The sequence below is a fragment of the Neorhizobium sp. NPDC001467 genome (genome assembly GCF_050275975.1).
Taxonomy (GTDB): domain Bacteria; phylum Pseudomonadota; class Alphaproteobacteria; order Rhizobiales; family Rhizobiaceae; genus Neorhizobium.
In genome coordinates this window covers 90,616-102,907 of the sequence record NZ_JBNNPS010000008.1, presented here as the reverse complement: position 1 = coordinate 102,907, position 12,292 = coordinate 90,616, and the positions used below count along the sequence as shown (strand labels likewise).

Sequence of the window (12,292 nt, the reverse complement as noted above, 5' to 3'; positions counted from 1 at the left end):
TAGAGATGTTTTTTCAACCGGGCGCGATCAATGAAAATTCCGTCCTTTCGGCATGACTTGCCCCGGCTCAGCATTTCGCTGGGCGTTTGTCCGGTCGTTTATCGGGTCAATTGGCATGGGCCCCTCGTTGAATATCCGGCGCGTTCGCGCTTCCCGAGGGTCTGGACGAGCTCCCTTCAAAGCCTCGTCGGCGCGCAGCAGCGCGGCGAAACGTCGGGTTTCGGTCTGCAGCAGCCCGAGCATTGATGTCAGATCTTCTATATGCTCGACAACCGTATGGATGACACCGCTCTGGCTCTGCAGCCGGCCATGAACCTTGACGAGGCGCGCTCCCATGACGATTGAACGGTACTTTTCGAAAACTTTCGGCCAGACGATCGCATTCGCCACGCCTGTTTCGTCTTCGAGCGTCATGAAAATCACGCCCTTTGCTGAACCCGGCCGTTGTCGCACCAGGACAAGGCCGGCAATCCCGATCCTTCGACCATTACGGACCTGAAGAAGGTCAACACTGCGGCAAACGCCCATCTCCCGCAACTGCTCTCGCAAAAACGACACCGGATGTGCCTTGAGGGAGAGCGAAAGCGAGCGGTAGTCCTCGATGACTTCCTCTCCTGGCAACATGTCCGGAAGTCTCGTTACCGGTTCCCTCTGCAAATCCAGATGAGCGACCTGGTCGAACAGGGGTAGCTTTTCGGCCGCCTTGCGGACATCGAGCGCTTTCACGGCCCAGAGCGCTTCCCGGCGGGAAAGGCCCATTGAGCGAAATGCATCCGCATCCGCAAGCTTTTCGACCTCGGCCTTGTCGAGACCCGATCGCAACCACAGATCCCGCACCGACACATAGCCTTGACCGCGATTGGCAATCAGCTTGTCGCATATTGCCCTTTCCGAAAGCCCCTTGACCTGCCTGAAGCCGAGCCGCACGGCATGTCGCGTCAGGATGACATCCCGCATTTCGGCATGTCTGGGATCAATACGTCGTGGATCAAAATATCCTTCCGTCAGGCCGCTGTCCCAGTAAGACAGGTTGACGTCGACCGGCAGGACCTCGACCCCATGCTCGCGCGCATCCCGCACGATTTGCGATGGTGCATAAAACCCCATGGGCTGGGAGTTGAGCAGAGCCACGCAGAACACATCCGGATAAAACGTCTTGAACCAGGAGGAAACGTAGACAAGGAGAGCAAAGGAAGCGGCATGACTTTCCGGAAAGCCGTATTCGGCAAAACCTTCGATCTGCTTGAAACAGCTTTCGGCAAACTCTCTCGTATAACCCTTTTTTGTCATGCCTGAGATCATGTCCTGCCGGAACTCGTTGATCCGGCCCGACCGCTTGAATGTAGCCATCGAGCGGCGCAGCTTGTCAGCCTTGCCCGCTGAAAACCCGGCGGCCGTCATGGCAATCTGCATCGCCTGTTCCTGAAAGAGCGGCACACCGAGCGTGCGTTTGAGAACCTCCTTCAGTTCAGCACTGGGATAGGGTATCTCTCGTCCATGAAGATGATCTTCACGCCGCTTCAGATAGGGGTGTACCATGTTGCCCTGAATCGGGCCGGGGCGAACGATGGCGACTTCGACAACAAGATCGTAAAAAACGCGGGGACGCAGTCGCGGCAGCATGCTCATCTGGGCCCGGCTTTCGATCTGGAAGACGCCGATCGTATCAGCGCGACAGATCATGTCATAGACTTCCGGTCTGTTTCCCGCATTCAGACCAGCCAGCGTTTCCTCGCGACCGTAATGTCTGCGCATCAAATCGAAAGCCTTGCGCAGGCAGGTCAACATACCCAGAGCCAGAATATCGATCTTCAGCAAATTCAGCGTATCAAGATCGTCCTTGTCCCACTCGATCATGTACCGCCCCGGCATGGCCGTGGGCATGATCGGCACGACCTCGTCGAGACGGTCCCGCGTGATGAGAAAACCGCCCACATGCTGGGTCAGATGGCGTGGAAACCCCATCAGTTCCTGGGCATATTTCATGACCTTGCGCGTCGTCCCGTCCCCGAGGTCAAGTCCCGCAGCCCTGGCATCCCTTTCGGTTACGCCTTCCTGAGACCATCCCCAGACCGTACTGGACAGCGCTGCCTGCACATCTTCGGAAAGACCAAAAACCTTGGCGACCTCACGTCCGGCCATGCGCGTGCGATAACTGGTGACGGCGGCCGTCAGTCCTGCATGGCGAAAACCGTAATGCGCGTAGATATACTGGATGATCTCCTCGCGTCGCTCATGCTCGAAATCCACATCGATATCCGGAGGTTCATTGCGTTCCGTCGAAATGAAGCGCTCGAACAGAAGCGTCGATTTTTCCGGATCAACCTCGGTGATCCCCAGGCAGTAACACACGGTTGAATTGGCGGCAGATCCCCGCCCCTGGCACAGGATTTTCAGGACCTCGCGCGCATGCCAGACGATATGGCGCACCGTGAGGAAATAGGGTTCGTATTTCATTTGCCGGATCAGAGCGAGTTCGTTCCCGATCGCCTGTTCCACCTTGCCCGGTATTCCGCTGGGATAACGTTTTTTCGCGCCTTCCCAGGTCAGCCGGGCCAATGTTTCACTTTGGCTTTCACCAGCAACGCTTTCATCCGGGTAATTGTGCTGAAGTTCGTCCAGCGAAAACGTCAGGCGTTCAAAGAACCGAGCGGTATTGGCAATCGCCTGCGGATATTGGCGCAGAACGCGGGCCATCTCGCGCCCATCCTTGAGATGCCGTTCGGCATTAGGCGCCAAGCGAAAGCCGGCCTCGGCGACCGTGACATGCTCGCGGATCGCCGTCACCACATCCGAAAGCGGTTTTCGCTCCGGCAAGTGAAAAAGCGGCTGGTTCGTGGCGATAAGCGCAATACCGGTGCGGCTGGCAAGACCCGACAGTCCCGCCAGCGTCATGGCATCCCGACCGTCATAGACAGGCGACAGGACCAGATGGACGGCATCGCCAAAACGGCCCTTCAAAAGGGTTAGAAACCGCTCGAGCTCTGCCAGATCTGCCTTTTCGTTCAATCTGGTCGGCGGGCAAACGACGGCGAGCATCATTTCTGCTCCCCATTCGAGAATATCCCACTCTTCGAGGATGCAATTACCCTTGGAGGTCCGCAGATTGCCGCGGCTCAACAGCCGGCATAAATGGCCCCAGCCCTGGCGATTGCAGGGATAAGCGAGGATGTCGGGCGTTCCATCCGAAAACACCAGGCGCGCGCCCGGTTGAAAAAATGGGGGCAATGGCGCTTTCTGCTCGTCGGGTCCGATGCCGTTTCTGCGTTGCCGGTCGTAGTTCGCCTGCATTTCGCGCAGGAAATTATGGGCGCGAACAACCCCCGCCACGGTATTTCGATCGGCAATGCCGATGCCGGACAGGCTGAACGCTCCTGCTGCAAGAACCATTTCCTCCGGCCGGGCAGCACCTTCCAGGAAGGAGAAATTGGTACGCGCGCCGATCTCGAAAAAACGGGGTTCGGCAATCATGCGAAAAGACCATGCATGAACCAGCGCTGCGTCGGATCGCGGTCATAAAGACCTCTACGAAAAATCCAGAAACGATAGCCGGCCGTTGATTCCAGCCGGAAGTAATCCCGGGTCGCGGCCTCTTCGTCATCCAACCACCATTCGGGGCTGAGGCGCTCGGGACCCTCTGCACGTGCAACATGATGCGTGAGACGACGCCAGCGGAACCGTGTCGGAGGTCCATCGGGAATTTCGGCTGCGAAACTCTCCAAGGGCTCTGGTACGCGAAAGAGACGGATGGGCCTTTCGCTGCGGGAAACGAGCGCAGGGGCATCGTTCTTTCGCGTACCGGAGGCCAGCGTTTCGGCGGCCGGTACGAAGAGCGCGGCCCGTTCGGGGATATGGCTTTCGCGCAATTGGTAGGTCTGAAGGCAATCCGGTCCCAAACGGGCCGAAACCTGATCCACGAAAGTCGAAAGCGAAAGATGCTTTCGGTTGCTGGCCGCCAGATCCGACTGGAGGTTTTCGAAAGGTTCGTGATGAAGCACGTTGAGCCGCAGGATCTCGAAACCGAAACCGGTCTCGATCTGATCCTTCAGAGACGTCAGGCGTTCGCCGAACAAGGCGGTAATGCGATCCACATCCCGCAGGGGACGCGAGGCGCCGGCCGAAATGCGAAAGACCCGTCCATCGACCCGGAAAAGCACCAGTTCGAACAGGCGCCCTCCCGCGTCCCGCGCTTCCAGTCCCGATAGCAGGCATTGCGCGATCTGGCGGGTCAGGAACAGGATGTCTTCTTCGGACTGGATCGGCTCGGCAAGGCGCCGTTCCGCCGAAAGGCTGGCAACCGGCCGGCGGGGAGAGATGGCTTCCTCGTTATGCCCACGGGCCTGATCCAGACGCAACAAAACCTGGGCGCCAAAACGGCGGGCAATCGGCGCACGCGGCGTCCGCATGAGATCGCCCACCCGCTTCAGACCGAGTTTTTGTAAGGCTGCGACGGTATTGGCGTCTATTCTCAAAGCCGCCACCGGCAAGGGAGACAGAGCCGCCTCACGGACATCGTTGCTCACGATGCCATCACTGCCATACCGACAAACCGCCCAGGACAGGCCAGGCGAAGAGGAAATGGCGCCCCGCACCTCGAATCCCATCTGGCTCAGGCGTTTGAGAACATCCTCAAGAAGAGAGGCCTCGCCGCCCATCAGGTGGGCGCAACCGGTAATGTCGAGAAAGAGACCATTCTTTCCTTCCAGCGCCACAAGCGGTGTATAGCGATCGCACCAGTCGGCAATGCCTTCGAGAAGCCGCTGATCGGCAGCCTGGTCTTCATCGATAACGAAGACATCGGGGCAGATGGCCCGCGCCTCGGCCAAGCCCTGCCCCGATCGAAGCCCGAGGCGCAGCGCTTCATCGTCACAGGCAACCAGCCGCAAGGCATGATCAACATGCGCAACGCAGACAACAGGTCCGGCTTCAGGACGCCCTGTGGAACGCCAGCCGTGCCCCCATTTCCTGCGCAGCACCCGGTCGATCGACAAACGCGGGAAGGCGAGTGCCAGAATGCGCTGGCAGCCGGCGTGAAGAGACAGGTTTTGCTGATGCGCGGGCATTCGAGAGGCGGCGGTCATGGGAATTCCATTCCAGAAAGAGGGAAAGAAGAACCGGGTTTCGGCTCCTTTCCAGAGTAAGGTGAAAGACGGAATGTCCAATGCTGCCGCCAAGCAGGGTTCCGTCACCGAGATACCGGTTTGCCGCCGGTGCGGTTTCGACCCGAAAGCGGAAGGCGGCACTGCTCGCTTCCTCCTCTCCGGCCTGGCGCAGGACGATAAGAGGTCGCCCTGCTGTCTTTGCCCGAAGGCTCAACCTTCGGCTTTCGGTCAGTCCGAAATGCTTCTGATTGCCGCTGATCTCCAAAATCGTTACCGCGAAAGCGCCGCTTGCCGCCGCAGCTTCGGCCAACCACAAGGCATCCGCCAGCGTGCGCGGCTGGGCATGTAAAAAGGTTTGCGGCGCGATCCCGAAATCCACAAGTCCCAGCGCATAGGGCATTCCCGCTTCCAGAACCGCGAGACGGTCGGCAATCCACAGAATCGGCAAACCGGATTCCGTCCGCCCGCCGGTCGACTGGGGATTGATCTGGCTTTGCACAAGCGTTGCGATGGCAAGCGCAAAGCCACTGGCCGCGCCCGCATCCTTCATGGCGCCGCTGCGGATTTCCGCCATGCCATCGAGCGGCAGGCCGCCATCGAGCGCATGATCAAGACTGTCGATACCAAAGCAAAGACGTTCCCGCCCTTTCATCGCACCGGCAATTTCTTCAGCCCTGTTATCCACGGTGCCGAAGGCACGGATATCTTTGCCTTCCATGCGGGCAATGGTCTCACGCAGGGCAAAAATTGCCTCCTGCGTCATAGCTTGATCAGCCATGACGTCAGCTCCATTCGGATATGTTCACTTTATGTTCTTATGGATTCCAGAGCCGGCCGGAGGAGTCAACAGGGATGTGAAACGATTCAGCGTATGTTTGGACGAACCCTTGAATCCGCACTCGAAAAATTCCTGCAAAACGCATATATGCATGGCCATAAGGAGTACCCATGGCCCGTATCGACCGCACAGACGACTGGCGTGATCGCCATGCCCCCAATATCAGCGCTTTTGAATCGCTCGCGATAGAAGCTTACGGGCTCCTGCCCGAGGAATTCAGGGCGCTGACCCAGAATTTGACGATCGAAATCGAGGATTTTCCAGACGACGACGTGTTCGAGGACATGGCGCTGGAGACCCCTTTCGATCTGCTAGGCCTGTTCGAAGGTCGCGGCATCTCGGAACGTTTCACGGTGGAAACCGGTGAACTCCCCAACCGGATCAGGCTCTATCGCCGTCCGATCCTGGACTATTGGGCTGAAAACGAGGAAACGCTGGGTGACATCATCACCCATGTCCTGATCCACGAAATCGGACATCATTTCGGTCTCAGCGACGACGATATGGAACGTATCGAAGCCAGTGCCGATGCAGCCGTCGCCGGACGCTGAGACCAAACGACGCTTACTGTTCGCCGAGCTTCATGTCCGGATGGTAGTCCTTGCCTTCTACCGTCTTGGTGACAGGCTGGGCGCATTGCATTTCGCCCGTCTTGGCATTGAACGCATAGGCCGGCGAGCCTGCCAGCTCCCACCCCTTGTTCAGGGCCAGGGTTACACGGTGACAAAAGGCAGCATCATCGGGTCCGGTGAGCAGACGGTAAAGTTTCATGCGGGTTTTCCTCGTTTTTCGATAAGGCTTATCTGTGCGACCAGCTTTTCCGCCTGTTCGAGATGCAGGCGTTCGACCATGTGGCCATCCATGGTAACGACATTGAGATCCCTGGCTTCCGGCCTCGAGAAAGCGGCAATGACTGCCTTTGCCTCCTCTATCGCTTCCGGCGATGGTCCGAAAACGTGGTTGGCAATCTCGACCTGATCCGGGTGGATCAGCATCTTGCCGTCAAAGCCCATATCGCGGCCCTGCACGCATTCCTCTTCCAGGGCCTGACGATCGCGGAAATCGTTAAAGACGCTGTCGATGACCCCCAGTCCATGGGCACGGGCGGCCAGAACCACCTGCATCATCCAGGGCACAAGATAGGCACGGCCCGGCCGGGCCGGCACGCCGGTATCCTTGCGAAGATCGTTCAACCCTATGACGAAACAATCGAGCCTGCCATCGGCGCTTTTTCCAGATTTGGCGATCTCTATTGAATTGGTGATGCCGCATGCGGTTTCCATCATCGCCCAGATGCGCGTCTGCAAAGAAGCGCCATCGAGCTGCGCCTCGAGCCGCTTGATACAGGAAGCATCATTCACCTTGGGCAAGGCGACGACATCGGGAGCAAGCGCGTGCACAAGTTCGAGATCGTCCGCGACGAAATCGGAATCGAGTGCGTTTATCCGAATGACGGTTTCGCGCCCGCTTAGTGGAGTGTGCTTGAAGAAACGGCGAAGGTTATCGCGGGCCTCCGCCTTTTTTTCCACCGCGACCGAATCTTCGAGATCGAAAATCACCACATCACAATCAAGCGCATGGGTCTTTTCCAGAGCACGTTGATTGATAGCGGGAACACTGAGAACGGATCGGCGCAACCGGGGAATTTCAAGCGGATGGGACATGACGCTTTGTGCCAAGCTTTGACGCTGCGCGCAATATCGTGATGGCGCTTAAGCCCTGACGGGGCAGGCGCCCCTTGCAAGCAGGGTGCGCAAGTCACACATTGCCTTTTATCGAAAGGGACCATCATGCAAAACATTCGCGCCTTTTTTCTTGCGTTGTCAGCCGTTGCCGTGATCGCGCTTGTCACGGTTCTGACCGCATCTGTGACAATCGCCTTTGCAGGCATGCTGATGATCTTCACTGCTCTGCGCCTGCTTTCGGCGCGCCTGAAACCCGTGCCCGTGCGTACCGGAAACGGGAAGACGAAAGAGCTGCGCATCTGGAACGACGGTCGCGGAACGATCATCGACCTGTAATATCGGTCGCCGGCCACCGTACCGGTTAAAGACGATCAGACCTTCAAATTGGTGCGGTTTTGCTCTATTGGCGTAAGCTCTGCGCACAAGACCACGAAGGCTTGCCATGGAAAAGTTCACCACCCTGACCGGCGTTGCCGCGCCGCTGCCGGTCGTCAATATCGACACCGACATGATTATTCCGAAGGATTACCTGAAGACGATCAAACGGACTGGTCTTGGCAGGGGACTTTTTGCGGAAGCGCGTTATAATGAGGACGGCAGCCCGAACCCGGATTTCGTGCTTAATAAGCCGGCTTACCAGAATGCCAGCATCATCGTGGCTGGCGACAATTTCGGCTGCGGCTCCTCGCGTGAACACGCGCCATGGGCGCTGCTCGATTTCGGCATCCGCTGCGTGATCTCGACATCCTTTGCCGACATTTTCTACAACAATTGTTTCAAGAACGGCATTCTGCCAATCGTCGTTTCCAAAGACAATCTCGACAAGCTGATGGACGATGCCTCCCGCGGCGCAAATGCGGTCCTGTCGATCGACCTGGAAGCGCAGACGATTTCCGGCCCGGATGGCGGCACCATCACCTTCGACATCGATCCGGCGCGCAAGCATATCATGCTTGAGGGACTGGATGACATCGGTACGACCCTGAAGAACGACGCCAGCATCGGCAGTTTCGAAAACCGCATGCAGTCTGAACGTCCGTGGCTTTGATGAAGGCGTGGCGTCCTGTCGTAGCGGCAATCTGCGCCGGCTCCGCCTGTCACCAAATCTGACAAAAACCTTATCCGGCTCGCCCTGGCAGGCTTGGGCCGGACCCCAGACCTCGCAGATCGCGAGGTCGAAGGATGAGCCTGCGAGTGCGAGGAAACATCATGTCCAATACCATCTTCCTTCTTCCAGGCGACGGCATCGGCCCCGAGGCCATGAGCGAGGTTCGAAAGATCATCGCCCACATGAATGACACGATGGGCACCGGCTTCGTTCTCGACGAGGGCCTTGTTGGCGGCTGCGCCTACGACGCGCATGGCGTCGCCATTTCGGAACAGGACATGGCCAAGGCCATGGCAGCGGATGCGGTGCTGTTCGGCGCCGTCGGCGGTCCGAAATGGGATAGCGTCCCTTACGATGTCCGCCCGGAAGCCGGGCTTTTGCGATTGCGCAAGGACATGCAACTGTTTGCCAACCTGCGCCCTGCCATCTGCTACCCGGCACTGGCTTCGGCCTCCTCGCTGAAGGCGGAACTGGTCGAGGGTCTCGATATCCTCATCGTTCGCGAACTGACCGGTGGCGTGTATTTTGGCGAACCGAAAGAAATCATCGATCTGGGCAACGGCCAGAAGCGCGGCATTGATACGCAGATTTACGACACCTTCGAGATCGAACGCATCGCTGGCGTTGCTTTCGAACTTGCCCGCACGCGGAACAATGCCGTTTGCTCCATGGAAAAGCGCAATGTCATGAAATCCGGCGTCTTGTGGAACCAGGTCGTGACCGAGGTTCACCAACGCGCCTATTCGGATGTCAGGCTCGAGCATATGCTGGCCGATGCCGGTGGCATGCAGCTGGTGCGCGCGCCCAAACAATTCGATGTCATCGTCACCGACAACCTGTTCGGCGACATGCTGTCCGACGTCGCGGCCATGCTGACCGGGTCGCTCGGCATGTTGCCGTCGGCCTCGCTCGGCGCACCCGATGCCGCGACCGGCAAGCGCAAGGCCCTTTACGAACCGGTCCACGGTTCGGCCCCGGATATTGCGGGCAAGGGCATCGCCAACCCGATCGCCATGATTGCTTCGTTTGCGATGTGCCTGCGCTATTCGTTCAACCTGGTGGTCGAGGCAGATCGTCTGGAACGGGCAATTGCGGCAGTCCTCGACCGCGGCATCCGCACCGGTGACATTATGGGAGAAGGCTGCCGACAGGTCGGCACCTCCGAAATGGGCGACGCAATCCTCTCGGAATTCGCGGCAGACGCGTAAGCACTATCGCCCACCTGACGAAAATGTGTCAGGCTTTCTCCGGTTCGTCGATGCGCCCGGTTGGCTTTTGTCTGCCGGCGTCCCATATCCTGTTGCCACGCCCTAACGGCAAGGATGAACAGGCAAGCATGACGTCGACTTTTTCCAAATTGCGACAGCGTCGACAACGCCACGGCAAAGACCATATCTCTCCGCGCTGGTGGCCTTACGCTCTGGTTGCCATCAACCTGATCCTGATCGCCTTTTTCATTCTCGATGCGCCGATGGGCGCCTATGCCACGCATACGCCCAATCTGCTTTATCCGATCGGTGAGAAGGTGACGGACTTTGCCCGATCCGGCTGGATCCTCGTGGTTGCCGGCCTTCTTTTTCTCGGTGCATTTGCATATTTGCGTCGCCCCATGCCGCATCGTAGACGGTTTCAGGTCATCTACACGACCCATTTAGCCGCGTATGTTTTCATCGCGGTTGCCGTCTCAAGCCTGATCACCAACATCCTGAAGGTCGTCCTTGGCCGCGCTCGACCCACGCAATACGAAGAATGGGGGACGCTTGGCTTTTCGCCGTTTCGGGGCGATTTTCATTTCGAAAGCTTCCCTTCCGGCCATTCCACGGTCGCGGGCGCTTTGATGGCAGCGCTCGCGCTGCTGGCCCCACGCTACCGGGTATTCTTCCTGATCGCCGGCCTGTGGCTTGGCATGGCGCGCGTCATCATCGGCGTGCATTATCCCAGTGATGTCGTTGCAGGACTGGCCTTTGGTGCCTGGGCTGCGTTTGTCACCGCCATCGCCTTTTCGCGCTACGGGCTACTGTTTCGCTTCACGCCGGGACGCCTGCCGCGACCGCGTCGCCCCTTCCGGTTGCGAACCCGGCCTCTGTCGGAAACGGTGTAGCCCCTTACTGATGGTGGTCAACGACTGCAGGATGGGCGGGCAGGCGGGCGGTGTCGCTACGAATTGCCGACCGTCAAAGGCGGTCCAAGGCCGCCAACGTCCCGGAGCGCACGGCGTTCGCGCATGCCACGCTTGACTCTGTCTCAAAATCTTTTAAGGAATTTCCGCGAAAAGGAAGCACCATGGCCCATCCGCGGTTCGACATCGCTGCCTATGATCTGCCGGCACGGGCTGCCGAAGACGGCTTCTTTATTTCCAAAACCATGGCCAAAACCACGACGAAAACCGTCTGACGTCTCTGGCCCACCGCTCTCTCCCCGGTTTGGCCGGGGATCAGGATCCGGCGCTAAGTTCCGGTCCCCCTCACTGCCGAGGAGAGAAGAGAAAGAGAGCATATCATGGGTTTCAAGATCGCAGTCGCAGGCGCTACCGGCAATGTTGGCCGGGAAATGCTGAACATTCTTTCCGAGCGCGGATTTCCGGCTGACGAAGTTGTCGCTCTGGCTTCAGCCCGCAGCCAGGGCACGGAAGTGTCCTATGGGGACAAGACGCTGAAGGTTTCGAACCTCGAACACTATGATTTTTCCGATACCGATATCTGCCTGATGTCGGCTGGCGGCGACATTTCGAAAAAGTGGTCGCCTAAGATCGGCGCCCAGGGCTGCGTCGTCATCGACAACTCGTCCGCATGGCGCTACGACGCCGAAGTGCCGCTTATCGTCCCGGAAGTCAACGCCGATGCCGTCACGGGCTTTACCCGCAAGAACATCATCGCCAATCCCAATTGCTCGACCGCTCAACTTGTTGTGGCCCTGAAGCCGCTGCATGACGCCGCAAAGATCAAGCGTGTCGTCGTCTCGACCTACCAGTCGGTTTCGGGCGCCGGCAAGGAAGGCATGGACGAGCTCTTTACCCAGACGCGTGCCGTTTTCGTCGCCGATCCGGTTGAAGCCAAGAAGTTCACCAAGCGTATAGCCTTCAACGTCATCCCGCATATCGATGTATTCATGGAAGACGGTTACACCAAGGAAGAGTGGAAGGTTCTGGCCGAGACCAAGAAAATGCTCGATCCGAAGATCAAGGTCACCTGCACGGCCGTTCGCGTTCCGGTCTTCATCGGTCATTCGGAATCGGTCAATATCGAGTTCGAGAACGAGATCACCGCCGACCAGGCGCGCGATATTTTGCGTGAAGCACCAGGATGCCTCGTCATCGACAAGCATGAGAACGGCGGCTACATCACGCCGCTCGAATCGGCTGGCGAAGACGCGACCTATATTTCGCGTATCCGCGAAGATGCGACAGTCGAAAATGGCCTCAACATCTGGGTCGTTTCCGACAATCTGCGCAAGGGCGCCGCTCTCAACGCCATCCAGATCGCCGAACTTCTTGTCAATCGCGGCTTGATCAAGCCGCGCAAGCAGGCTGCCTGAACCATTTGGTAATCACGCCCGATTA

At 58.3% G+C, this 12,292-nt stretch carries 11 protein-coding genes; 6 read left to right on the top strand and 5 right to left on the bottom strand.

Annotated features, from left to right (window positions below; genetic code table 11):
• Nucleotides 1-27: 27 nt before the first annotated feature.
• The 3 genes from ACQKKX_RS16045 to ACQKKX_RS16035 are packed head-to-tail and all read right to left on the bottom strand — an operon-like array spanning nucleotide 28 to nucleotide 5,880.
• The gene (locus ACQKKX_RS16045) at nucleotides 28-3,471 is read right to left on the bottom strand and encodes an error-prone DNA polymerase (RefSeq protein ID WP_427571999.1); all 3,444 of its coding nucleotides are present in this window, start codon (nucleotides 3,469-3,471) and stop codon (nucleotides 28-30) included.
• Nucleotides 3,468-4,976 carry a Y-family DNA polymerase gene (locus ACQKKX_RS16040; protein ID WP_427572099.1) on the bottom strand — a complete coding sequence of 503 codons (1,509 nt, stop codon included), beginning with the start codon at nucleotides 4,974-4,976 and terminating at the stop codon, nucleotides 3,468-3,470. The genes ACQKKX_RS16045 and ACQKKX_RS16040 overlap by 4 nt, the downstream gene beginning before the upstream one ends.
• Nucleotides 4,927-5,880, bottom strand: coding sequence for a hypothetical protein (locus ACQKKX_RS16035; RefSeq protein ID WP_427571997.1), 954 nt, complete (start codon nucleotides 5,878-5,880; stop codon nucleotides 4,927-4,929). Before ACQKKX_RS16035 ends, ACQKKX_RS16040 begins: the two co-directional genes overlap by 50 nt.
• Before the next feature lie 170 nt (nucleotides 5,881-6,050).
• Between ACQKKX_RS16035 and ACQKKX_RS16030 the strand changes: the two genes are divergently transcribed.
• Entirely contained in the window at nucleotides 6,051-6,491 is a 441-nt protein-coding gene (locus ACQKKX_RS16030; protein ID WP_427571996.1) for a metallopeptidase family protein, read from the top strand.
• A 13-nt stretch (nucleotides 6,492-6,504) separates the two neighbouring features.
• On the opposite strand, the gene ACQKKX_RS16025 is transcribed toward ACQKKX_RS16030, so the two are convergent.
• Both ACQKKX_RS16025 and ACQKKX_RS16020 read right to left on the bottom strand, forming a co-directional pair.
• A complete protein-coding gene (locus ACQKKX_RS16025; protein ID WP_132278643.1) occupies nucleotides 6,505-6,711 on the bottom strand; it encodes a DUF1737 domain-containing protein in 207 nt (68 codons plus the stop codon).
• The gene (locus ACQKKX_RS16020; protein ID WP_427571994.1) at nucleotides 6,708-7,604 is read right to left on the bottom strand and encodes an HpcH/HpaI aldolase/citrate lyase family protein; all 897 of its coding nucleotides are present in this window, start codon (nucleotides 7,602-7,604) and stop codon (nucleotides 6,708-6,710) included. The genes ACQKKX_RS16025 and ACQKKX_RS16020 overlap by 4 nt, the downstream gene beginning before the upstream one ends.
• 126 nt (nucleotides 7,605-7,730) lie before the next feature.
• Here ACQKKX_RS16020 and ACQKKX_RS16015 point away from each other — a divergent pair, with 126 nt between their 5' ends.
• The 5 genes from ACQKKX_RS16015 (at nucleotide 7,731) to ACQKKX_RS15995 (ending at nucleotide 12,267) form a co-directional block, all read left to right on the top strand.
• On the top strand, nucleotides 7,731-7,961 hold the full coding sequence (locus tag ACQKKX_RS16015; protein WP_427571993.1) for a hypothetical protein: 231 nt from the start codon (nucleotides 7,731-7,733) through the stop codon (nucleotides 7,959-7,961).
• A 106-nt stretch (nucleotides 7,962-8,067) separates the two neighbouring features.
• A complete protein-coding gene (leuD, locus tag ACQKKX_RS16010; RefSeq protein WP_427571991.1) occupies nucleotides 8,068-8,673 on the top strand; it encodes a 3-isopropylmalate dehydratase small subunit in 606 nt (201 codons plus the stop codon).
• A gap of 161 nt (nucleotides 8,674-8,834) precedes the next feature.
• Nucleotides 8,835-9,941, top strand: coding sequence for a 3-isopropylmalate dehydrogenase (leuB, locus tag ACQKKX_RS16005; RefSeq protein ID WP_427571990.1), 1,107 nt, complete (start codon nucleotides 8,835-8,837; stop codon nucleotides 9,939-9,941).
• 128 nt (nucleotides 9,942-10,069) lie between these two features.
• Nucleotides 10,070-10,834 carry a phosphatase PAP2 family protein gene (locus ACQKKX_RS16000; RefSeq protein WP_427571988.1) on the top strand — a complete coding sequence of 255 codons (765 nt, stop codon included), beginning with the start codon at nucleotides 10,070-10,072 and terminating at the stop codon, nucleotides 10,832-10,834.
• Between the two features lie 398 nt (nucleotides 10,835-11,232).
• On the top strand, nucleotides 11,233-12,267 hold the full coding sequence (locus ACQKKX_RS15995; protein ID WP_427571987.1) for an aspartate-semialdehyde dehydrogenase: 1,035 nt from the start codon (nucleotides 11,233-11,235) through the stop codon (nucleotides 12,265-12,267).
• The last annotated feature ends 25 nt before the right edge of the window (nucleotides 12,268-12,292 follow it).

What these genes read in the sequence shown, in the direction of transcription:
- ACQKKX_RS16025 (WP_132278643.1), bottom strand. Translation starts at nt 6,711, where the DNA reads ATGAAACTTTACCGTCTGCTCACCGGACCCGATGATGCTGCCTTTTGT.
- ACQKKX_RS16045 (WP_427571999.1), bottom strand. Translation starts at nt 3,471, where the DNA reads ATGATTGCCGAACCCCGTTTTTTCGAGATCGGCGCGCGTACCAATTTC.
- ACQKKX_RS16020 (WP_427571994.1), bottom strand. Translation starts at nt 7,604, where the DNA reads ATGTCCCATCCGCTTGAAATTCCCCGGTTGCGCCGATCCGTTCTCAGT.
- ACQKKX_RS16030 (WP_427571996.1), top strand. Translation starts at nt 6,051, where the DNA reads ATGGCCCGTATCGACCGCACAGACGACTGGCGTGATCGCCATGCCCCC.
- ACQKKX_RS16015 (WP_427571993.1), top strand. Translation starts at nt 7,731, where the DNA reads ATGCAAAACATTCGCGCCTTTTTTCTTGCGTTGTCAGCCGTTGCCGTG.
- ACQKKX_RS15995 (WP_427571987.1), top strand. Translation starts at nt 11,233, where the DNA reads ATGGGTTTCAAGATCGCAGTCGCAGGCGCTACCGGCAATGTTGGCCGG.
- ACQKKX_RS16035 (WP_427571997.1), bottom strand. Translation starts at nt 5,880, where the DNA reads ATGGCTGATCAAGCTATGACGCAGGAGGCAATTTTTGCCCTGCGTGAG.
- leuD (WP_427571991.1), top strand. Translation starts at nt 8,068, where the DNA reads ATGGAAAAGTTCACCACCCTGACCGGCGTTGCCGCGCCGCTGCCGGTC.
- leuB (WP_427571990.1), top strand. Translation starts at nt 8,835, where the DNA reads ATGTCCAATACCATCTTCCTTCTTCCAGGCGACGGCATCGGCCCCGAG.
- ACQKKX_RS16000 (WP_427571988.1), top strand. Translation starts at nt 10,070, where the DNA reads ATGACGTCGACTTTTTCCAAATTGCGACAGCGTCGACAACGCCACGGC.